Genomic DNA, 21,676 nt, shown 5'->3' with positions numbered 1-21,676 from the left:
GCAAATGAGCAGGAAACAAACACAGCCATGAAACTGACGACCAAAGGACGCTACGCCGTCACCGCCATGCTGGACGTGGCGATGCACACCGAGAACGGCCCGGTATCGCTGGCCGAGGTGGCGCGACGCCAGAAACTGTCATTGTCCTATCTGGAGCAGCTGTTTTCCAGGTTGCGTCGGCAGGGCCTGGTGAACAGCAGTCGCGGCCCGGGTGGTGGCTATGCGCTGAGTCGGGAGCCCGAGGGTATCTCGGTGGCCGATATCATTGTCGCGGTGGACGAGCCCGTGGATGTCACGCGCTGCGGCGGCAAGGCTAACTGCAATTCCGAGTCACGCTGTCTGACGCACGACCTGTGGACGGATCTCAGCCAGCAGCTCTACGACTTTCTCAGCAGTCGGACGCTGGCGGACGTGCTGGAACGGCATCAGGCGCAGATGGCACAGGACGGCGTGAAGAAAGTGGTCATGCACGGCGACGCCCTCAAGGGCGGTGCAACGAAATCGAGCAATGCGACCGCCTGAGGCGGTCGCGAAAGGAGTGAACACGAAATGAGTGACCTGAAACTGCCCATCTACCTGGACTACTCCGCGACCACGCCGGTCGACGAGCGTGTGGCCGAGAAGATGACGGGCTGCCTGACCAAGGACGGCCTGTTTGGCAACCCGGCTTCGCGCAGCCACAGCTTCGGCTGGGGTGCGGAAAAGGCTGTGGAGAATGCCCGCGAACAGGTTGCCGCGCTGGTTGGCGCCGACCCGAAGGAGATCATCTGGACCTCCGGCGCCACCGAGTCCGACAACCTGGCGATCAAGGGTGCCGCGCATTTCTACCAGCGCAAGGGCAAGCACATCATCACGGTCAAGACCGAACACAAGGCCGTGCTGGATACCGCACGCCAGCTGGAGCGCGAAGGTTTCGAAGTGACCTACCTGGGCGTGAAGGACAACGGCCTGGTGGACATGGATGAGCTGCGGGATGCGATTCGCGATGACACGATTGTCGTCTCCGTGATGCACGTGAACAACGAGATCGGCGTCATCCAGGACATCGAGGCAATCGGCAACCTGTGCCGCGAGCGCGGAATCGTGTTCCACGTGGACGCCGCTCAGTCCGCCGGCAAGGTTGCGCTCGATCTGTCCAAACTCCCGGTCGACCTGATGAGCTTTTCCGCGCACAAGGTCTACGGCCCGAAGGGTATCGGTGCGCTGTATGTGCGCCGCAAGCCCCGGGTGCGCATTGAGGCGCAGATGCACGGCGGTGGCCACGAGCGCGGCATGCGTTCCGGTACCCTGGCGACCCATCAGATTGTCGGTATGGGCGAGGCCTTCCGCGTCGCCGGAGAGGAAATGGGCACCGAACTCGAGCGCATCCGCATGCTGCGCGACCGTCTGTGGGCGGGCCTCGACGGTATGGAAGAGGTCTACCTGAACGGCGACGCCGAACAGCGGGTCGCGCACAACCTGAATGTCTCGTTCAACTTCGTCGAGGGCGAGAGCCTGATCATGGCGCTGCGTGACATCGCCGTGTCCTCCGGTTCCGCCTGTACCTCGGCGAGCCTCGAGCCGTCCTACGTGCTGCGCGCGCTGGGCCGTGACGACGAGCTGGCACACAGCTCGATCCGCTTCTCCATCGGTCGCTACACGACGGTGGAAGAGGTCGATCACACGGTCGAGATCGTGCGCGCCGCGGTGGCCAAACTGCGCGAGCTCTCCCCGCTGTGGGAGATGTACCAGGACGGCATCGATCTGAGCACCGTCGAGTGGGCGGCCCACTAAGGGCCCGCTCGACTCCATTAACGCAAACGCGTACTACGCAACAGGAGAACGGTCATGGCTTACAGTGACAAGGTTCTGGACCACTACGAAAATCCGCGCAACGTCGGCAGCTTCGACAAAAACGACGAGTCCGTCGGCACCGGCATGGTCGGCGCCCCGGCCTGCGGCGACGTGATGAAGCTGCAGATCAAGGTCAACGACGACGGCGTGATCGAAGACGCCAAGTTCAAGACCTACGGCTGTGGCTCGGCCATCGCCTCCAGCTCGCTGCTCACCGAGTGGGTGCGTGGCAAGACCCTGGACGAGGCGAGCCAGATCAAGAACACCCAGATCGCCGAAGAGCTGGCCCTGCCGCCGGTGAAAATCCACTGCTCCGTGCTGGCCGAGGACGCGATCAAGGCGGCCATCTCCAACTATCAGGAACGGCACGGTCAGGGCGAGCAGGCCGAGCAGAAGACCGCCTGAGGTGCCTATGGCGATTACACTCACCGAACCGGCGGCCGAGCGCATCCAGAGCTTTCTTGCCCAGCGGGGCAAGGGCCTGGGCGTGCGCCTCGGGGTCAGGACGACCGGCTGCTCGGGCATGGCCTATGTGGTCGAGTTCGCGGACGATATCGAGGACACCGACACGGTGTTCGAGGATCGTGGCGTGAAGCTGGTGGTCAACCCGAAATCGCTGGTCTATCTGGATGGCACCGAGCTGGACTTTGGCAAGGAAGGCCTGAACGAGGGCTTCAGGTTCAACAATCCGAACGAGAAGGCCCGGTGCGGCTGCGGTGAAAGCTTCAGCATCTGAGTGATGCTCGCATCCGGGGTGGTGCATGGTGGTTGCCTGGCAGCCACTGTCCCACCCCGTTTTGCGTTGGGTGACCGCCGCCCCGTTGCCAGTCTCTCGTTGCGAGGACAGCAGGACGTCATGACCGATCCCTTCGAGCAGTTCGACTTGCCGGTCGCCTTCGAGATCGACCGTCAGCAGCTGGCCGAGCGCTTCAAGCGCCTGCAGGCCGAGTTGCACCCCGACCGCTTTGTCCGCCAGGGCGACCAGGCGCGGCGCATGGCCGCCGCCATGGCGGCTGATGTCAACGAGGCCTATGCCATCCTCGACGATGACTACCGCCGTGCGGTGGCCTTGCTGGAGCGCAATGGTATTGCGTTCGACCCCGAACGCGATACCAGCCAGAACATCGAGTTCATCGAGGCCCAGATCGAGTGGCGTGAACGCCTGGAGGAGGCCGAATCCGCCGGCGACCGCGAGGAACTGGACGCGGTGGGCATGGAGCTGGAAAAGGCACGCGATGAAGCGCGCTCGAAGGTCGCCGAGGCCCTGGCCGATCCAGCATCGCCCGGGGCACAAGCCAAGGATCGCGTGCTGGAACTGCGCTTTTTCGACCGCCTGCTGACCGAGCTGAAACGAACCCGACAGAACCTGGCGCGCGGCTAGTCCATAACCAGCCGCGGCCTCCAAAGGAGCCGATTTTCCATGGCGTTACTGCAGATCACCGAACCCGGAGCCGACTCCGCCCCGCACCGGCGGCACCTGGCGGCCGGGATCGACCTGGGCACCACGCATTCGCTGGTCGCCACCGTGCGCAGTGGTGTGGCCGACACCCTGCCGGACGAGCAGGGCCGCCATATCCTGCCTTCGGTCGTGCACTACGGTGCGGATGCGGTCAGCGTCGGGTACGAGGCGGCCGAGCATGCGGCGGACGATCCGCACAACACCATTGCCTCGGTCAAGCGCCTGATCGGCCGGGGCGCGGCGGATGTGGCCACGCTGTCCGGCGAGTTGCCATTTCGGCTGAAGACCGGGGACTCCAGCGTTCCGCGGATCGAGACGGCCGTCGGGGACAAGACGGCGGTGGAGGTCTCGGCCGACATCCTCAATACCCTGCGCGAACGTGCCGAAGCGACACTCGGTGACGAGCTGGAGGGCGTGGTCATTACCGTGCCCGCGTACTTCGATGACCCCCAGCGCCAGGCCACGCGCGATGCAGCGCAACTGGCGGGCCTGAACGTCCTGCGCCTGATCAGCGAGCCGACCGCCGCAGCGGTCGCCTACGGGCTGGACCAGGCCGAAGAGAGCACCATTGCGGTCTATGACCTCGGTGGCGGGACCTTCGATATCTCCATCCTGCAGCTGCGCCGCGGGGTGTTCGAGGTGCTGGCGACCGGGGGCGATTCGGCTCTCGGCGGCGACGACATTGACCGTGCAATTGCGGACTGGCTGCTGAATCAGGCCGGGATGACCGGCGAAACCGACCCGCAGCGTCTGCGCCGCGTGCTGTTGTCCGCACGCAAGGCCAAGGAGGCCTTGACCGATGCCGACAGCACCCGGGTCGAGGTCGTGCGGGCCAATGGTTCGAGCTTCACTGCGGATCTCGACCGCGCGACACTGGTGGACTTGGCCAAGCCCCTGCTGGAGCGCACTATGACGGCCTGCCAGCAGGTGCTGGAGGATGCCGATCTCGCGCTCGATGCCATCGACGAGGTCGTGCTGGTCGGGGGCTCCACGCGCATGCCGGCGGTTCGCGAGGCGGTGGAGCAGTTCTTTGGTCGTGCGCCGCATGCAGGGATCGACCCCGATCGCGTGGTCGCCATCGGGGCGGCCCAGCAGGCGGACATCCTGGCGGGCAACAAGCCGGATACCGAGCTCCTGCTGCTGGACGTGATCCCGCTGTCGCTGGGTCTGGAGACGATGGGCGGGCTGGTCGAGTTCATCATCCCCCGCAACACCACGATCCCGGCCACCCGCGCGCAGGACTTCACCACCTTCAAGGACGGCCAGACCGCGATGTCGCTGCACGTGGTGCAGGGCGAGCGCGATGTGGTCGATGCCAACCGCTCGCTGGCGCGTTTCACCCTGTCCGGTATCCCGCCGATGGTCGCCGGGGCCGCGCGCATCCGCGTGACCTTCCAGGTCGATGCCGATGGGCTGCTGAACGTGACCGCACGCGAGCAGACCCAGGGCGTGGAGGCGCATATCGAGGTCAAGCCGAGCTACGGCCTGACCGACAGCGAGATCGAGCAGATGCTGCGCGATTCCGCCTCCTCCGCGCGCGAGGACATGGAGGCGCGGCGCCTGCGCGAGGAGCAGGTCGAGGCGGACCGCGTGCTGGAGGCACTGGATGCCGCGCTGGAGACGGACGGCGATCGTTACCTCGAGGCCGAGGAGCGCCGGACCATCGAACAGGCGCGCGACGCCCTGCGCGCCGAACGCGAGAAGGGTGCCGATCCCGACGCCATCGAGGCTGCGCGCAAGCGCGTGGAGCAGGCCTCCGAGGCCTTTGTCGCGCGGCGCATGAATGACAGCATCCGGCGCGCGCTCGCCGGACACAACGTTAGCGAATACGACGCAGGGAACTGACCATATGCCCCAGGTAATCTTTCTGCCCCACGAGGAAATCTGCCCGGAGGGGGCCTCCATCGAGGCCGAGCCGGGTGTCAGCATCTGCGATCTCGCGCTGAAGAACGGCATTGAGATCGAACATGCCTGCGAGAAGTCCTGCGCTTGCACGACCTGCCACGTCTACGTGCGCGAGGGCTTTGACAGCCTCGAGGAGCCGACCGAGGACGAGGAAGACATGCTCGACAAGGCCTGGGGGCTGGAACCGGATTCCCGGCTCTCCTGCCAGGCGATCGTGGCCGATGCCGATCTGGTGGTGGAGCTGCCGAAGTATACGATTAACCAGGTCTCCGAGAACCACTGAGGACAGCACGATGAAATGGACCGATACGCAGGAAATCGCGATCCAGCTGGCGGATGAACACCCGGACGTGGACCCGCGCAACGTCAACTTCATGGACCTGCGACAGTGGGTCATGGAGCTGCCGGAGTTCGACGATGACCCGAACCGTTCCGGCGAGCGCATCCTCGAGGCGATCCAGCTCGCCTGGATGGAAGAGGCCGACGTCGACGACTGAGTTACCCGTCGCCTTCGAGGGTGTGCTCGGCCTCTTCCTGCTGATGGTGCCATAGGCGCGCATAGGCGCCACCCTTTGCCAGCAGCTCGCGATGCGTGCCGCGCTCGACCACCCGGCCGTGCTCCATCACCACGATCTGTTCGGCGTCCATCACAGTGGACAGCCGATGGGCAATGACCAGCGTGGTCCGGCGCACCGAGATCTCGTTCAGCGCCCGCAGGATCGCCTTCTCCGATCCTGAATCCAGCGACGAAGTCGCCTCGTCGAAGACCAGGATCGGTGGATCCTTCAGCAGCATGCGGGCGATCGCGATCCGCTGTTTTTCCCCGCCGGAGACCTTCAGCCCCCGTTCCCCCACAATCGTATCCAGCCCGTCTGGCAGCTGCGCGATGAAGTCGTCGAGGTGGGCGAGGCGCACCGCGCGGCGAATGGCTTGCTCGTCCGCGCCTGGCTGGCCGTAGGCGACGTTGTAGCGGATGCTGTCGTTGAACAGCACGGTATCCTGCGGCACCACGCCGATGGCGCGGCGCAGGCTGGCCTGCGTGACCTCGCGTATATCCTGACCGTCAATGGTGATGCGCCCGCCGTCCACGTCGTAGAACCGAAACAGCAACCGCGCCAGAGTGGATTTGCCGGCCCCGCTGGGGCCGACCACGGCCAGCTTGTGCCCGGCCGGGATCTCCAGCGAGACGTCGTCGAGGATGCGCCGGTTGCCGTGGTAGCCGAAATCCACATGTTCGAAGCGCACCGTGCCCGCCCGGACTTCGAGATCGGGGGCATCCGGGCGGTCCTCCACCTGCACGGGCTTTTCCAGCAGGCCGAACAAACGCTCGATGTTGGCCAGCGACTGGCGGATCTCGCGATAGACGAAGCCGAGGAAGTTCAGCGGCATGAACAGCTGAATCATGTAGGCATTGACCATCACCAGATCCCCCAGTGACATCTCGCCGGCAGCCACCTGACGCGTGGCCAGCAGCATGATCACGGTGATCGCGGCGGCGATGATCAGCGCCTGTCCGGAGTTCAGCAGCACGAGCGTGAGGACATTCTTGGTGCGTGCCTGTTCCCAGGCCGCGAGCCCGCGGTCGTAGCGTTCGGCCTCGAAGGACTCGTTGCCGAAGTACTTGACGGTTTCGTAGTTCAGCAGGCTGTCGATCGCGCGGGTGTTGGACTCGTTGTCGCGGAGGTTGGCCTCGCGCACGAAGCGCGTGCGCCATTCGGTGATCCAGATCGAGAAGGCGATGTAGACCGCGACCGCCACCAGCACCGTGACCATGAACACCGGCCCCACGGCGATCAGCAGGATCACCGCGACCAGCGCGATCTCGATCAGGGTCGGCAGGATGTTGAATACGGTAAAGCGCAGCAGGAAGCTCATGCCGCTGGTGCCGCGCTCGATGTCGCGCGCCAGGCCGCCGGTCTCGCGGGCCAGATGAAAACCCAGTTCCAGCCGGTGCAGGTGCTGGAAGACGCGCAGCGAGGCGCGGCGCATTGCACGCTCGGCTACGCGCACGAATACCGCGTCGCGCAGTTCGCCGAACAGCGTACTGCCAAAACGCAGTAACCCGTAGCCGATCACCAAGGCCACCGGTACGGCCACCAGCGCCTCGGTGCCAGCATCCTCGAAATGCTCAACGATGTATTTCAGTGCCAGGGGGATGGCGACCGTGGCCAGTTTGGCCAGGCCCATCAGCACGAGCGCGAGGATCAGCCGTCCACGAAACTCGGCCAGATAGGGCAGCAGGCTCTTGAGGATGCGCCAGTTCACCGCCCCGGGGGTTGGGGCGTCCGGATGGCTCGCGTGGCCGCGCATTCAGGCGTGCTCGACACAGTTGCGGCTGGCGCGTTTGGCCGCGTAGAGCGCCCGGTCGGCGCGCGCGATCAGGCCCTCGGCCGTATCGCCCGGTTCGAGGGCGGCGACGCCGAAGCTCGCGGTGAGCGGCGGATCGGTCCCGAAATCGTGCTGCTCGATCGACTGGCGCAGGGTCTCGGCGAGGCTGGAAGCTTGTCCGGCGGTGGTATGGGGACAGAGGATCAGAAATTCCTCGCCACCCCATCGCGCCGCCGTATCCGTCTCGCGAAGACGTTCATGCAGCAGTTGTCCAACAGCCCGTAGTACGTGATCACCTTGCGCGTGGCCCTGGTGGTCGTTAATGGCCTTGAAGTGATCGAGATCCACCATGATGGTGGCCAGCGGGCTCGATTGCCGCCGTGCGCGTTCAAGTTCGTCCTCAAGGGCGTGGTTTCCCTTCATTCGGTTGTGCAGCCCTGTGAGGGGATCCGTGGTCGCCAGGTGTTCCAGGTGTCGCTGGACGTTTTCCAGGTCCTGCGTGCGGTCGCGGACCATGCGTTCCAGTACCTGTGCGCGGTCCTCCAGTTCCTTGATGGGATAGGGCTCGCCTTCACCGTGGATGGTGGTGGGGAACGACCCATGCAGGTGAGCCAGGCGCCAGGCGCTGCCTTCCCGCCGAAAGACCAGCGTGCCACGCAGGTGATGGAGGTGAACGGACTGGTCGTGAATGCGGGTCTTCATGTCAAAGGCGATCATCGCGAGTGCGACGTCCGGGTGCGGAAAAGTGATGTGTTCCCGATGAATCGCATAGTCGAATGGTTCCGGGGCCTGCTCGATGTCGCGCCGGACGATTCGCACGACGTCCTCGGGGGAGAATGCGGCCTCGTCGACCCCGGTGCCAAAACCGCAGACTTCGGCTGAATGGAGCGCCAGTAGCCTGTCAGTATCACGGCGGCGCAACCAGGTATCGAGGTAGTCGCGCACCGCGGCGTGCACCTGCTCGTGGGCTGGGTCGGGCATGGGTTCGGGTCCTGCGGTGGGGAGGCGATTGGCGGGTGACGCTCGGCATCCTGCGAGGTGGACGATTGTAATGAATCTACACGCCCGTGCGAGAACGTGACCAGCGTTCGGCGAATTGTCCTTCTCGGTGTGGCTTGCCCGGTGCCAGGCTTGCAGGCTCCGGGGGGTTTCGGCAGGCTGCGTTATGCATTGAACCTTGGAGTTACCCTTGGAACCGACACGTCTCGCCGCCGGGCACGCGCAGGGAAGCGCACCGGCCACCGCGCCGCTGGACATCCTGCGCGAGACCTTCGGCTATTCCGATTTTCGCGGCCAGCAGCAGGCGGTCATCGAGCATGTGACCGCCGGCGGCGATGCCGTAGTGCTGATGCCCACCGGCGGCGGCAAGTCGCTGTGCTACCAGATTCCGGCGCTTGCACGGCCGGGCTGTGCGGTCGTGATCTCCCCGCTGATTGCGCTGATGCAGGACCAGGTGGCGGCCTTGCGCCAGAACGGGGTGGCCGCGGCCAGCCTGGATTCTGGTCAGAACGCCGAGACCGCGCGCGGCGTGCTGGCCGCACTCCATGCGGGCGAGCTGGATCTCCTGTACCTGTCCCCGGAACGGCTGTTTGCCTCGGGCATGCTGGAGCGTCTGCAGGGGATCGAGCTGGCCCTGTTCGCGATCGACGAGGCGCACTGCGTTTCCCAGTGGGGCCACGACTTCCGGCCGGAGTACGGCCAGCTCGCGGTGCTGGCCGAACACTTCCCGGATGTCCCGCGCATGGCGCTGACCGCCACGGCCGACGGGCCGACCCGCCAGGAGATCCGCGAACGGCTGCGGCTGGAACAGGCCCGCGCGTTCATCAGTTCGTTTGACCGTCCCAATATCCGCTATCGCGTGGCCCAGGCCGATGGCGGGCGCGGGGGTGCCCCGCGCGACCGGCTGCTGCGCTTTATCCGCGAGGAGCATTCGGGCGAGGCGGGGATCGTCTATTGCCTGTCGCGCAAGAAGGTCGACGCGGTAGCCGAGTGGCTGGCCGAGCAGGGGGTTCCCGCGCTGCCCTATCACGCGGGCCTCTCCGCCCGCACGCGCGCGGAGAACCAGACCCGCTTCCTGCGTGAGGAAGGCGTGGTCATGGTGGCGACGATCGCGTTCGGCATGGGGATCGACAAGCCCAATGTGCGGTTTGTCGCGCATATGAACCTGCCCAAGAGCCTGGAGGGTTACTACCAGGAGACCGGGCGCGCGGGGCGCGACGGGCTGCCGGCCAATGCCTGGATGGTCTACGGCCTGCAGGACGTGGTGAAGCTTCGTCAGATGCTGGAGGGCTCTCAGGCCGGCCCGGAGCGCCAGCGCATCGAGCAGCAGAAACTGGACGCGATGCTCGGGTTCTGCGAGATCACGAGCTGCCGCCGTCAGGCCCTGCTGGCGTACTTCGACGAACACATGCCGGAACCCTGCGGGACCTGCGACAACTGCACGGATCCGCCCGCGACCTGGGATGCCAGTGTGCCGGTGCAGAAGCTTCTGTCCTGCATCTACCGCACCGGTGAGCGTTTCGGGGCCGGGCATGTGATCGATGTGCTACGAGGTTCGTCGAGCGAGCGCCTGCAGCGGCTGGGGCACGATCGGCTCAGCACCTACGGCATCGGCGCGGAACTGGACAAGATGCAGTGGCGTGGGGTGGTGCGCCAGTTGCTGGCCCGAGGCCTGCTACGGCTGGACGACGAGGGCCATGGAGGGCTCAAACTGGATCCCTCCTGCCGCGGCGTATTGCGCGGGGAGGAATCCATCCATCTGCGCGAGGAACAGGCGCGCCCACCACGCACAGCCCGCCCGGCGCGGCGGGATACCGCCCGCAGTGTGTCGGCCATGGACCCGGAGGACCGGGGTCTTTGGGAGCGCCTGCGAGCCCTGCGCACCGATCTGGCGCGTGAACAGGGGGTCCCACCCTATGTGATTTTCTCCGACGCGACTTTGCTGGAAATGGTCGCCAGTGCCCCGCGTACGCCGGAAGAGATGTCCGGGATTACCGGGGTGGGGCAGCACAAGCTCGAGCGCTACGGGGATGCCTTTATTCGGGCCATCGAGGGGCATTTCGGGCTATAGTGGTGCAAACGCGACGGGGTCTGTCCCATCAAGCAGGGAAAGGCCCGATAACAAGACGACAACAGCCGGGGAGACCGCGTGAGCCATACCCCTTTTCTGAAGGATTTCTACGAACTCCGGGATGGCCAGTTGGTGGTCACTCCCGAACAGGGCAGCGACTTCGCCAAGACGCTGGCGGGCGATTTCAACCCGATCCATGACGCCGACAATCGGCGCTTCTGTGTGCCGGGTGATCTGCTGTTTGCCCTGGTGCTGGATACGTTCGGCGCGAGCGCGAACATGCATTTCCGTTTCACCAGCATGGTGGGCGGGCATGTGCCGTTGATCTTCCCGGACAACCCGGGTGATGCCTTTGCCATTACGGCGGACGGCGGCAAGAGCGTGATCGAGGTCGAGCGTTCCGGCCGTGTGATCAATGATCCGGATGTGATCGAGTCGCTGATCCGCAGCTACGTCAGTTTCTCCGGGCAGAACTTCCCGCATGTGCTCGTGCCGCTGATGGAGGAGCACGGGGTGATGGTGAACCCCAAACGCCCGCTGGTGATGTACGAGCGCATGGGGTTCCGCTTGCCGGAGCCACTGGCCGCGACGGCGGGTGTTCCCGAGCCGCGGCTCAAGGATGCGGTGATGACCGTCCATGGCAAGCGCGGGGAAATCCGCCTCGACTACGAGCTGGTGATCGACCAGGCCGTGGTGGCCGAAGGCAGCAAGCATCTGGTGCTGAGCGGGCTGCGGCCGTTTGATGCGGCGGACGTCGAACAACTGGTGGCCGACTACGAGGGCTGGAAGGCCGCTTACATCGGCGAGGTCCGCGCGCGGCGGGTGGTCGGATAAAACAGACCGCCTAGTCGGCGGTGTCGCGCGCGTGTTCGGCCAGGATATCGCGTGGGATGATCGCCAGCGTCTCTTCGTGCGTAGCGCGCAGGAACACCCCGGGCGCACAGCCGGCCTTGTAGGCCTCCAGCCAGCGCCCGGCACAAAGGCACCAGCGGTCCCCGGCCTTCAGGCCCGGGAATCCGAATGCCGGGTTGGGTGTGCTGAGGTCGTTCCCTTTCGCGCGCGAGAACTCCAGGAATTCCTCGGTCAGTTCGGCGCAGACGGTGTGAATGCCCTGGTCGTCATGGCCGGTGGCGCAGTCACCATCGCGATAGAAACCGGTGACGGGATCGGTGCCACAGGGTTCCAGTGGACGACCAAAGACGTTGCGGGATTCGAAGCGCTGCATCAGTCAGCATCTCCTGTCGAATGATCTGCCCTGCAGGATATCGAAGTCGTCAGCGTACCGAGCGGTTCCTGCACGCTTGGTAAGCGATCATCCCGGATTGCATCCTCGGGGCTCTTTACACGGGTCGAAACGTGAGGTGGTCGGCAGTTTTTCGGGTGGACCGGAACGCCCCGGCCTGGCAAACGGACTCACGGGCAGGAACCCACGCAAGGAGTAGGTGACATGATGTCGACGAAACGTTGGGTAATGGCGGCGGCACTGGGCGCGTTGTTTGCGGTGGGGACCGCTCAGGCACAACCAGGACCCGGTGGACCGCCGGGTGGTGCGCCCGGGGCCAGTGGCGATACGCCGGCCGGAGGCAACCCGCCGCCCGGCCATGGTGGGACGCCTCCGGGGCAGCAGCGCGGGGGCAGCAGCCCGGACCTGCCGGAGCCGCCGCGGACGTCGGGCCCGCCGAGCCCGCCCGAGCCGGGGGATGGCCCGCTGCCGGACCCGTCCGATCTCCCGGAGCCACCGACCCCGCCCACGCCCGATCTCTGATCGGTCTCTCTAACGGCTTCCTGCCCGCCGTGCACGTAGCGCGGCGGGCAGGGCCGGGTTCATCAAGACCGCATAGGCCATGGTGGCGGCCACCACGCCGACCAGGGGCGGCACGACGGGCGAGTAGTATGCCGACGCCGAGCCGGCGGCGTAGGCCAGCAGCCCCGGCCAGTGAAAGCTCGGGAGCCGGGTCTCGGCCAGTTGTGGATACTGCCCCCGGTGGCGCAGCCAGTAGTCGGCCATGATTACGCCGCCCAGCGGCGGGATGAAGGTCCCGAGCAGGATCAGGAACGGCACCAGGTAGTCATACATCCCGGCCACCGCCAGTGTCGTGCCGATAGCGGCCCCGAGTACCGTCACCAGACGCCTGCGCTGGGTGCGCAGCAGATTGCAGCCGGCCACGCCGAAGTTGTAGATCGTGTTGTCCTGGGTGCTCCAGATGTTGAGCAGCAGCATCAGCAGGGTGAAGGTCACGAACCCCTGCGCCAGCATCACGTGGACGATGTCCGCCTCGTGATAGATCAGCGCACCCAGCGCGCCGGTCAGTACCATCAACCCATTTCCCAAGACGAAGGCCGCCAGGGTGGCGATCACCGCAATGCGCGGTGTGCGGGCGAAGCGGGTCCAGTTGGTCGCCAGCGTCGCACCGCCCACAAACGTCCCGATCACGATGGTGAGCGCGGCACCAAAGCCCATCTCTGTTGCCGGGTCCTGTCCCAGCAGACCGCCGGGGCCGCCGACCTCGCCGACGCCAATGAACAGCGTGAACAGGATAAACAGCAGCATCACCGGAACGGCAACGCGGGAGAGCCAGTCGAGGCCGCGGTAGCCGATCATCGCGGTGATGCAGAAGGCAAAGCCGAACAGCACCATCAGCCCGACTTCCATGGCGTCCGGCAGGGCCGTGGTCTCCACCAGGATGATCGCGACGGTCGCGGTACCCCAGGCGTACCAGCCGATCTGGGTGAATGCGAGGATCACGTCGGAGAGCTTGCTGCCCCATTCGCCGAAGCAGAAGCGTCCCATCAGCACCGTGTGCAGCCCGCTTCGGCAGCCGATGTAGGCGAGGGTGGCGGCATAGGCTCCGAGCAGGAGATTGCCCAGCGCAATTACCAGCATCAGCTCACCGAAGCTGAAGGCGGTGCCGAGCGAGCCGCCGGCCCAGAGGGTCGAGGTGAAAAAGGTGAATCCGAACAGGACCACGGTCATGGACCAGAACCCCTTGCGGGCGTGGTCCGGTACTTCGCTCAGGGGGTGGTCGTTGTGGTTCACACGCGTCCGTCGGCTGGGGATCCGGGGGAGTGTACCGATGGTCGCGCTACTTCGCCTGACCTCCCAGCTCCCTCATTGTTTCCAGCCAGCGTTCGCGGCTAGCGGCATTGCCCCCGGACTGCCCGATCAGCGTGTGGCGCACGGGGCCCAAACCGCAGAAGCGGAAGACGTTGCGTTCCAGGCTCTTCAGACTGTGCGCGCGATAGAACCAGCGGTAGATCGGGGCCGGCATGCCCATGGTGACGACGATACGTACCGAGCGGCCCTTGAGGCGGGTATGGCGCAACTGATTCATGTCGCCGTCGCCCACAAAGGATGGCCGAAAGACCTGCTCCAGAAAGCCCTTGACCAGCGCGGGCATGTCGCCCATCCACAGGGGGTAGATCAGCACCAGGTGGTTGGCGACCTCGATCAGCTCCTGTGCTTCGAGGATCGCCGGGGGTACGGTCTCGTCCAGGAACTCGGCCTGGCTGCGCAGCAATGGGAAGTCCCGCTGGGCAATCGGGAACGTGTCCACTGCGAGACCTGCACGCTCGGCGCCCTCGCGGTAGGCGTCGGCCAGCGCATGGTCGAAGTGGCCTTCGGCCGGGTCCGGGTGGCCCTGCAGGATCAGGATGCGTGTCATCGGCCAGCCTCCGACTGCTCGGGAACAAAGCACTTGAATACGAGCGTAGCCCATCACTGCAGCCGTCTGGTTTTTCTGGCAGTAGCAGCGGCGGATCGGTGCACATCGATTCGAGTTTGCCCTACGATATTTCGGGTGCTGCAGTGCAGTGACGGAGACGGGTTGAAATGGCTTTTGATCCGGTAGTTCTGTTCTTCCTGCTCGGGGCGATTGCCGGGCTGGCCAAGTCGGACCTCAAGATCCCGATGGCGATCTACGAGGCACTGTCGATTTACCTCCTGCTGGCCATCGGCTTGCATGGTGGCGTGAAGCTGGCGGAAAGCGAGCTGGTGCCGCTGATTCTGCCCGGCCTTGCGGTGCTGATGGTCGGGGCCCTGATCCCGCTGCTGGCGTTCCCGGTGCTGCGCTGGCTGGGGCATATGCCGCGCGCGGATTCGGCCTCCATCGCCGCGCACTACGGGTCGGTCAGTGTGGTGACGTTCTCGGTGGCGGTCGCCTTTCTCGCGGCCCGCGGGATCGACTACGAGGGCCACATGGTGGTCTTCCTGGTGCTGCTGGAGATGCCGGCGCTGGTGATCGGCATCCTGCTGGCGCGCATGGGCACGAAGGGACCGGTGCAATGGGGCAAGACCATGCACGAGGTCTTTTTCGGCAAGAGCATCTTCCTGCTCGCCGGTGGGCTGGTGATCGGATTCGTGGCCGGTCCCGAACTGATGGACCCACTGGAGCCGATGTTCTTCGATCTGTTCAAGGGCGTGCTGGCCCTGTTCCTGCTGGAGATGGGGCTGGTCGCCTCGAGCCGGATCGCCGAGGTGCGCCAGTACGGGCTGTTCCTGGTAGTGTTCGCGATCGTGATGCCGGTGGTCTCGGCGATCCTCGGGATCCTGCTGGGCTGGGGCCTGGGCATGAGCCTGGGCGGTACGCTGCTGCTGGCCACCCTGTACGCGAGTGCGTCCTACATCGCCGCACCCGCGGCCATGCGGATCGCGGTCCCCAAGGCTAACCCCGCGCTGTCGATCGGGGCCTCGCTGGGGGTTACCTTCCCGTTCAATATTTTCCTGGGCGTCCCGCTGTATTTCTGGATGACCCAGTGGCTCTACTCGTTGGGAGGCTAGGGCAATGCAATCGGACGAGATGTTGCTGTTGACGGTGGTGGCCGAGGCCATCCTCGAGGACATCCTGATCGACGAGGTTCGCCGCCAGGGCGCGGCCGGCTACACCGTGTCCGACACCCGTGGCTGGGGCAAGCATGGCAAGCGCCGGGGCAACTGGCGCCAGGGCGGGAACATCAAGCTGGAGGTGGTCGGTTCCCCGGACCTGTGCGACCGCATTGCCAGACAGTTCAAGGAGCAGTACGAGGCGGACTATGGCCTGTTGATGTTCACCTCTCCGGTCACGCTCAAGAACTGAACCGAACCCGCGCGAGAACCTGGTAGAGGCCGGGGTTGCCATCCTGGCCGGATTCGATCAGCGCGACCTCCGCCGCGTTCCAGTGGATCGGGTGTTCGGGCCGGTCGCTTTCGGGCGGACGCGCGAAGCGGCGCAGGGTGACGTGCGGCAGGAACGGGTGATCCTCCGGCGTGACGCCACAGGCCCGGGCGAGGTCGCGCGCCCGGGCCGCGAGCGTGTCGAGCGCGGCCGGTGTCTCGGAGGGCCCGATCCAGCTGACGCGCGCCCGCTCGAAATGCCCAGCCGGTCCAGCGTGAGCGGGAAGGCCTCCTGCTCCAGCATGCCGATCTCCCGGGCGATGCAGTCGACCTGGGTGGCGGGGATGGTGCCGGCAAAGGCCAGGGTCAGATGCAGATGGGCCTTGGGTATGGGCCGGCCGGGGCCGCCCAGGCGTTTCGCCTCTTCATCCAGCATTTCCCGCGTGGCTTCGTCAGGCCAAAGCGCAATGAACACGCGGCGCCGGTTGCTCAAAGCGTCTCTCCTCGAACCGGTCAGGCGGCTCAGGGGCGGGGCAGATTCTCGCGCTGCCGCCGTTCCCACAGCGTTTTGCGGCTGATGCCCAGGGCGCGGGCAAGCTCGGTCTCGGTCATCTGATCCTGATTCTGCTGCACGAAGCGGCGGAAGTAGTCATTGAGGCTCGATCCTTCAGGGGGCGCGTCGCCGTTGCCCGTGGTCGGGCTCGATCCGGCCGTCCGGGCTCAGCACCCAGCCGCGTTCCAGGGCATTGGCCAGTTCGCGCACGTTGCCTGGCCAGTCGTGGGTCTCGAGGGATTTCTGCGCGGCTGGGGTAAGTTCGGCGGGTGGTCCGCCGTTCCCTGCCAGATCGGCGAGGAAATGCCGGGCCAGTGCCGGGATATCCTCGCGCCGCTCGCGCAGCGGCGGGATCGACAGCTCCAGTACGCGCAAGCGGTAGTACAGGTCGGCACGAAAGGCCTGCTCGCCGATCATCGCCTCCAGGTCGCGATGCGTGGCCGCCAGCAGGCGGACATCGACCTTCAGGTTTTCGTTGGCGCCCACCGGGCGGATCTCGCCGTCCTGCAGCACGCGCAGCAGCCGCGCCTGCGCGGCCGGGGCCAGTTCGCCGATCTCGTCCAGGAACAGCGTGCCGCCGTGAGCGGCCTGGATCAGGCCGGTGCGCGCCTTGACGGCGCCGGTATAGGCGCCTTGGGCATGGCCGAACAGCTCGGCCTCGACCAGACCTTCGGGGATGGTTGCGCAGTTGACCGCAATAAACGGCCCGGTTGCGCGCGAGCTGAGCCGATGCAGGGCCCGTGCCGCCAGCTCCTTGCCGGTGCCCGACTCGCCACGCAGCAGTACGGTGGACTGGGTGGTCGCGACCCGGTGGATCTGATCGCGCAGGCGCTGCATGGCCACGCTGTCGCCTATCAGGCCCAGGCCATCAGCGTCGGGATCGCGGTCGTTCCCCGCCGTTGTTGCGGCGGGGGTCCCGGCCCGCAGTGCGGCGCGAAGAGTGAGCAACAGGGCATCGTGATCGAATGGCTTGGCGATATAGTCAGCCGCGCCTTCCTTCATCGCGGTGACGGCCGATGGGACCGAGGCGTAACTGGTCATGATCACGGTGGGCGTATGACCGGCCTCGGCCAGTAGTTCGATGCCCTCGCCGTCGGGCAGGCGCAGATCCACCAGCATCAGATCCGGCAATTCCTCCCGCAGGGCGGCACGGGCGCTGGCGAGGTCTTCGGCCAGACGTACCTGGAAACCGTGATGCTCCAGGAACCGGCGCACGGCACGGCGGATCGGGGCTTCGTCGTCAACCAGAAGGATGCGCGTCATGCGTGGTCGCCATCGGGTTTGTGTCGCGGCAGGATCAGGATAAAGCGCGCCCCGCCCTCCGGGCGGTTCGCGGCCATCAGGGTACCACCGTGGTCGCGCACAATGCTGTAGGCCACTGGCAGACCGAGTCCGGTGCCGTGGCCCGCGGGCTTGGTGGTAAAGAACGGCTCGAACAGCCGCTCCAGGCTGGATTCCTCGATCCCTGGCCCGCGGTCGTCGATGATCAGGTGGATATTGCGACCGCGAGCGCTCGCGCTGATCGATACCGTCGCATTCTCGGGCGAGGCCTGTTCGGCGTTGGTCAGCAGGTTGATGAATACCTGCAGCAGGGTCGCGTGCGAGCCGCGCAGGTAGTGGCCTTCGAGGCCGTCCAGATCAAAGCGCAGGTCCTTGCGTCCGGCGAGGCGGGTGAGGCGGATCGCCTCTTGGACGATGGCATCCAGCGCGATGGTCTCGAAATGCCCGGCGGAGGGACCTTCGTCGGCATGGGCGAAGGTGACCAGTGACTGCACGATGGCGTTGATCCGGCGTGTCTGCGCGAGGATGTCCTCGGCGGTGCCCCGAACCTCCTCGGGGTCTTGCTCCAGTGGGAGGTTTTGCGCCAGCGAGGCGATGCCCGTCAGGGGGTTGCCGATCTCGTGTGCGACCCCGGCCGCGAAGCGTCCGATCGAGGCGAGGCGGTCGCCGTGGGCGATCTCGGATTCCAGCTGGGCGCGTTCGGTGATGTCCTCGATCAGGACGATGCGGCCCTCCAGCCGGCCATGTTCGTCCTGGAGTGCGGATTTGTGGAGATTCAGCCGACGGTTGCCATCGGGCAGGTCGACATTGAGTTTGTACCACTGGCGATCCGGGCTTTCGATAAAGGCGGTCAGCAGCCCCGCCCAGGGGCTTTCGAGCTGCTGCAGATTGCATCCGACGGCCTGTTCGGTGCTGATCGCGGTGAGTTTGGCCAGGGCCTGGTTCCAGCCGGTGATCTCGCCGGTGGTGCCAAGGCTTGCGACCCCCAGCGGCAGTTCGTGCAGGATTTGCCGGTGGAAGCGGCGCAGGGCGTCCAGCTCGGCCGCCAGACCCGACAGGGGCAGGGCTCGGGTCTCGAGCTGCTCCTCCACCCGGCGCAGGCTTTCGCTCAGGGTGTGGCGCCCGGCGGCGTCGAGACGCAGGTGCTGGTCCACAATCATGCGGGCGAGCACCGGGCCCAGCAGGCCTGACAGGTTGCGCTCGATGCGCTCGCGCAGTGTGCGCAGGTCGCCGCGCGAGCGGGTGTGGCGCGGCAGGCCGAGGTCGTCTAGTGCACGCTGGACCTCGTGACGGGCGGCGCTGGCACCGAGCGTGGCGGCCAGTGCGGTCTCCATCTCGGTGACATCGCCGGCCAGCGGCAGGCCGCCGCCGGTCCCGGCCGATTCGTTGGGGCAGCAGGCGCGCCCGGCCTCGGTCTCCTCGCGGTTGGGGCGGGTCAGCAGTGATCCGAGCACAAACAGCACGGCATTGATGCCAAGGCTGCACATCAGGGCAAAGGTCCATGGGTCCAGGGCCTCGGCCCGAAGCATTGCCTGTGGGTCCGGGTAGCCAGCAATGATCCCTGCCTTGGCCATCAGCGGCAGCACCAGCGTCAACAGCCAGCCGGTGATGCCCGCGCCCAGCCCCAGCAGGAAGCCGACGCGGTTGGCCTGTTTCCACAGCATCAGCCCGATCAGCCCCGGCAGCAGCTGGGCCACGGCCGCGAACGAAATCAGGCCCAGCTGGGCCAGGCCCTCGACCACCTGCAGCAAGCCGTAGAACGCATAACCCAGACCGATGATGAACACGATCCACAGGCGGCGCCCCCACAGGAGCCGGGAATAGAGGTTGGCGGCGGCGCTGTCCTCGTCGTGCAGGCGCGTCAGTGGCGAGAGGTAGTTGGTCCCCATGTGGGCCAGGGCCAGCGTGGTCACGATCATCATCGCGCTGGCGGCGGAGAGCCCGCCAATGAACACCAGCAGGGCCAGCGACGGCGAGTCGAGCATACCGGCGATACCGATCGCGTAGTAGTTGGTGTCGATGCCGAGGCCCGCCGCCTCGCCGGCCCAGTAGAGCACCGGCATCGGCAGGTTCAGCAAGAGCAGGAAGGCGGGAAAGGCCCAGGCAGCCCGGTTGAGCGCCGCCGGGTTGATGTTCTCGGTAAAGAGCATGTGGAACTGGCGCGGCAGCAGGAAGGCGGCGGCAAACGCCAGGACCATCATCGCGAACCAGCCGCCCTCGCGCACCGGCGCATACAGCGCATCCACGGCCTCTGGATTCTCGGTCAGCCAGGTGTCCAGGCCGGAGAACCCGCCGAAGACTGCGTAAAGAGCGACTGCGGTGATGCCGAGGATCGCCAGCAGCTTCACGATGGACTCGAACGCGATGGCCAGTACCAGTCCGGCGTGTTTCTCGCGCGGCGCGATATGGCGGGCACCGAACAGGATCGCGAACAACGCGATGGTGGCGCTGAAGGTCAGGGCCAGCAGGTGCGGCGGCGTCTCGGCCGTCAGCACGCCCGCGGATTCGGCGACCGCCTTGATCTGCAGTGCGATGTACGGGAGTACCCCGGCCAGCATGAACAGCGCGACGATCGGGCCGGTCCAGCGGCTGCGATAGCGAAACGCAAACAGGTCCGCCAGCGAGGTGAGCTGCTGCTCGCGCGTCAGGCGCAGGATCGGGCGCAGCAGCCACGGGGTAGCGGCGAAGGCGAGCGTCACACCCAGGTAGATCGTCAGGTACAGGTAGCCATGGTCCGCGAGAAAGCCGAGGTTGCCGTAGAAGGTCCAGGATGTCGCATAGACGCCGAGCGACAGGCTGAACACCCAGCTATTAGCTGCGATACGCCCGATGCGCGGGACCCGGTCGGCCAGGAAGGCGATCCCGAAAAGCAGGGCCAGGTAGGCAACGCCGACTGCATAGATCAGGCCCAGGCTAAGGGTCACGGCGGCCTCCGGCAAAGGCGACGGCGACCAGGACGATGAATGCGGCCCAGCCGGCGAACGGCCACCACCAGGCCGGCGTCAGGTGCGCGACCCAGATCACCAGCGGGCTGAGGAACAGCAGTGCCCCAAGCAGGGCGATCAGGATCGCGCGTGAGGCACCCACTGTCAGCGCCTCCGGGGGGTGTGAAGCCGCGCGCCGCTGGTCACATGGGGTGGCGCGGTTGCTGTAATGGGGGCGGGCAGCATGGCGGCAGTCTACCCTGCGTGATCGCGGGTGGGCACTTCCGTGGCAAGTGGCAGGCGCGTGGCCAGAGGGTGTCCGGCCAGTTGATCCAGGGCCTCGGCCAGTTGTGTGGCCGGGTGGTCGGGACGGTCGCGATCGCTGGGCGGCAGTCCGATGCAGTCCAGAACGGAGGCGACCTGGGCACGGGCTTTGTCCTCGTGCAGTTCCTTGGCGCCCGTTGCCTTCGAAAGTTTGTGGCCGCGTCCGGCGACCACCACGGGGTGATGCGCGTAGCGCGGCAGGTGGGCGTCCAGAGAGCGGTAGAGCTGCATCTGACGCGGGGTCGACCCGAGGAGGTCGACCCCGCGCACGACGTCGGTTACGCCCAGTTCGATATCATCCACGACCGTGGCCAGCTGGTAGGCAAACAGGCCATCGGCGCGGCGGATCACGAAGTCGCTGCCCAGGGCCTCCAGGTCGAAGGCGACGGAGCCCAGGAAACGATCCTCCACGAGCCAGTGCGGCTGCAAGGCACGGGCGCGAATGGCGCGTGGTGGGCGCCCGGCGGGCGGGCCATGGCGGCAGGTGCCGGGGTAGATTGGGCCTTCCCAGCCCGGTTTGCCGTTATGGGCAAGGTCGCGCCGGGTGCAGGAACAGCCAAAGGCAAGGTCCCGCTCCAGCAAATGCTCGAGCGCGGCCTGGTATGTCGCGGTGCGATTGCTCTGGCGGGTGACCGGGCCGTCCCAGTACAGGGCGAAGGTCTCGAGTGCTGAAAGGATCGCGGATTCCGCCCCCGGCTGTACGCGCGGGCTGTCGACGTCGTCGATACGCAGATGCCAGCGGCCATGGTGGCTGCGGGCATCCAGCCACGAGATGACGGCGGCGAACAGGGAACCCGCATGCAGCGGGCCGGAGGGGGTGGGGGCAAAGCGCCCCACATAGGGGGTGCCTTGATTCGGGCTGGCGGTCGTCATGGCACCGCCATCCTGCCGCCGGATGACCTGCTAGGGA

21 protein-coding genes and 2 pseudogenes are annotated in these 21,676 nt (G+C 66.2%); 13 read left to right on the top strand and 10 right to left on the bottom strand.

From position 1 onward, the window contains the following. Window positions 1-27 precede the first annotated feature (27 nt). From F813_RS0105870 to iscX, 8 genes are all read left to right on the top strand, one after another. Window positions 28-522 (top strand): Rrf2 family transcriptional regulator, encoded by a 495-nt coding sequence (locus tag F813_RS0105870; RefSeq protein WP_017925895.1) that lies wholly within the window; start codon window positions 28-30, stop codon window positions 520-522. 27 nt (window positions 523-549) lie between these two features. Beyond that, window positions 550-1,773, top strand: a complete 1,224-nt coding sequence (locus tag F813_RS0105865; protein WP_012982241.1) for an IscS subfamily cysteine desulfurase — start codon at window positions 550-552, stop codon at window positions 1,771-1,773. Between the two features lie 54 nt (window positions 1,774-1,827). Beyond that, window positions 1,828-2,238 (top strand): Fe-S cluster assembly scaffold IscU, encoded by a 411-nt coding sequence (iscU, locus tag F813_RS0105860; RefSeq protein WP_017925894.1) that lies wholly within the window; start codon window positions 1,828-1,830, stop codon window positions 2,236-2,238. A gap of 7 nt (window positions 2,239-2,245) precedes the next feature. Continuing rightward, window positions 2,246-2,569 (top strand): iron-sulfur cluster assembly protein IscA, encoded by a 324-nt coding sequence (gene iscA, locus F813_RS0105855; RefSeq protein WP_017925893.1) that lies wholly within the window; start codon window positions 2,246-2,248, stop codon window positions 2,567-2,569. A 120-nt stretch (window positions 2,570-2,689) separates the two neighbouring features. Continuing rightward, window positions 2,690-3,214 (top strand): Fe-S protein assembly co-chaperone HscB, encoded by a 525-nt coding sequence (gene hscB / locus F813_RS0105850; protein ID WP_017925892.1) that lies wholly within the window; start codon window positions 2,690-2,692, stop codon window positions 3,212-3,214. Window positions 3,215-3,253: 39 nt separating this feature from the next. Next, window positions 3,254-5,137, top strand: coding sequence for a Fe-S protein assembly chaperone HscA (gene hscA, locus F813_RS0105845; protein ID WP_017925891.1), 1,884 nt, complete (start codon window positions 3,254-3,256; stop codon window positions 5,135-5,137). A gap of 4 nt (window positions 5,138-5,141) precedes the next feature. Next, entirely contained in the window at window positions 5,142-5,480 is a 339-nt protein-coding gene (gene fdx, locus F813_RS0105840; protein WP_017925890.1) for an ISC system 2Fe-2S type ferredoxin, read from the top strand. Window positions 5,481-5,490: 10 nt separating this feature from the next. Then, the gene (iscX, locus tag F813_RS0105835) at window positions 5,491-5,694 is read left to right on the top strand and encodes a Fe-S cluster assembly protein IscX (protein ID WP_012982247.1); all 204 of its coding nucleotides are present in this window, start codon (window positions 5,491-5,493) and stop codon (window positions 5,692-5,694) included. Between the two features lies 1 nt (window position 5,695). On the opposite strand, the gene F813_RS0105830 is transcribed toward iscX, so the two are convergent. Together F813_RS0105830 and F813_RS0105825 are read right to left on the bottom strand one after the other, a co-directional pair. Then, window positions 5,696-7,507 (bottom strand): ABC transporter ATP-binding protein/permease, encoded by a 1,812-nt coding sequence (locus F813_RS0105830; RefSeq protein WP_012982248.1) that lies wholly within the window; start codon window positions 7,505-7,507, stop codon window positions 5,696-5,698. Continuing rightward, window positions 7,508-8,506 (bottom strand): diguanylate cyclase, encoded by a 999-nt coding sequence (locus F813_RS0105825; protein ID WP_012982249.1) that lies wholly within the window; start codon window positions 8,504-8,506, stop codon window positions 7,508-7,510. Window positions 8,507-8,714: 208 nt separating this feature from the next. Between F813_RS0105825 and recQ the strand changes: the two genes are divergently transcribed. Further along, the gene (gene recQ / locus F813_RS0105820; protein WP_017925889.1) at window positions 8,715-10,595 is read left to right on the top strand and encodes a DNA helicase RecQ; all 1,881 of its coding nucleotides are present in this window, start codon (window positions 8,715-8,717) and stop codon (window positions 10,593-10,595) included. A gap of 78 nt (window positions 10,596-10,673) precedes the next feature. After that, on the top strand, window positions 10,674-11,429 hold the full coding sequence (locus F813_RS0105815; RefSeq protein ID WP_012982251.1) for a DUF3581 family protein: 756 nt from the start codon (window positions 10,674-10,676) through the stop codon (window positions 11,427-11,429). 10 nt (window positions 11,430-11,439) lie between these two features. On the opposite strand, the gene F813_RS0105810 is transcribed toward F813_RS0105815, so the two are convergent. Then, window positions 11,440-11,820 (bottom strand): DUF2237 family protein, encoded by a 381-nt coding sequence (locus tag F813_RS0105810; protein WP_012982252.1) that lies wholly within the window; start codon window positions 11,818-11,820, stop codon window positions 11,440-11,442. Window positions 11,821-12,045: 225 nt separating this feature from the next. On the opposite strand from F813_RS0105810, the gene F813_RS13995 reads away from it, so the two are divergent. Further along, window positions 12,046-12,360, top strand: coding sequence for a hypothetical protein (locus F813_RS13995; RefSeq protein WP_231289538.1), 315 nt, complete (start codon window positions 12,046-12,048; stop codon window positions 12,358-12,360). Between the two features lie 9 nt (window positions 12,361-12,369). Here F813_RS13995 and codB read toward each other — a convergent pair whose 3' ends face one another. Both codB and F813_RS0105800 read right to left on the bottom strand, forming a co-directional pair. Beyond that, a complete protein-coding gene (gene codB, locus F813_RS0105805) occupies window positions 12,370-13,632 on the bottom strand; it encodes a cytosine permease (protein WP_017925888.1) in 1,263 nt (420 codons plus the stop codon). A gap of 46 nt (window positions 13,633-13,678) precedes the next feature. Beyond that, a complete protein-coding gene (locus tag F813_RS0105800) occupies window positions 13,679-14,257 on the bottom strand; it encodes an NAD(P)H-dependent oxidoreductase (RefSeq protein ID WP_017925887.1) in 579 nt (192 codons plus the stop codon). Between the two features lie 167 nt (window positions 14,258-14,424). On the opposite strand from F813_RS0105800, the gene F813_RS0105795 reads away from it, so the two are divergent. Together F813_RS0105795 and F813_RS0105790 are read left to right on the top strand one after the other, a co-directional pair. Further along, window positions 14,425-15,372, top strand: a complete 948-nt coding sequence (locus F813_RS0105795) for a sodium-dependent bicarbonate transport family permease (RefSeq protein ID WP_012982256.1) — start codon at window positions 14,425-14,427, stop codon at window positions 15,370-15,372. A gap of 4 nt (window positions 15,373-15,376) precedes the next feature. Continuing rightward, window positions 15,377-15,667 (top strand): hypothetical protein, encoded by a 291-nt coding sequence (locus tag F813_RS0105790; protein WP_012982257.1) that lies wholly within the window; start codon window positions 15,377-15,379, stop codon window positions 15,665-15,667. Here F813_RS0105790 and thpR read toward each other — a convergent pair. From thpR to gluQRS, 5 genes and pseudogenes are all read right to left on the bottom strand, one after another. Further along, a pseudogene (gene thpR / locus F813_RS13990) lies at window positions 15,657-16,177 on the bottom strand (RNA 2',3'-cyclic phosphodiesterase). The gene F813_RS0105790 and the pseudogene thpR sit on opposite strands and share 11 nt — an antisense overlap. A 29-nt stretch (window positions 16,178-16,206) precedes the next feature. Further along, window positions 16,207-17,500: pseudogene (locus F813_RS13540) on the bottom strand (sigma-54-dependent transcriptional regulator). Further along, window positions 17,497-20,442, bottom strand: a complete 2,946-nt coding sequence (locus F813_RS0105775; protein WP_017925886.1) for an ATP-binding protein — start codon at window positions 20,440-20,442, stop codon at window positions 17,497-17,499. Before F813_RS0105775 ends, F813_RS13540 begins: the two are co-directional and overlap by 4 nt. Beyond that, a complete protein-coding gene (locus F813_RS14425) occupies window positions 20,432-20,605 on the bottom strand; it encodes a hypothetical protein (protein ID WP_012982261.1) in 174 nt (57 codons plus the stop codon). The genes F813_RS0105775 and F813_RS14425 overlap by 11 nt, the downstream gene beginning before the upstream one ends. Before the next feature lie 92 nt (window positions 20,606-20,697). Then, window positions 20,698-21,639 carry a tRNA glutamyl-Q(34) synthetase GluQRS gene (gene gluQRS, locus F813_RS0105765; RefSeq protein ID WP_017925885.1) on the bottom strand — a complete coding sequence of 314 codons (942 nt, stop codon included), beginning with the start codon at window positions 21,637-21,639 and terminating at the stop codon, window positions 20,698-20,700. Window positions 21,640-21,676 lie beyond the last annotated feature (37 nt).

The sequence above is a fragment of the Thioalkalivibrio sp. HL-Eb18 genome (assembly GCF_000364985.1).
GTDB lineage: Bacteria > Pseudomonadota > Gammaproteobacteria > Ectothiorhodospirales > Ectothiorhodospiraceae > Thioalkalivibrio.
This window is presented reverse-complemented; position numbering and strand designations above follow the sequence as displayed.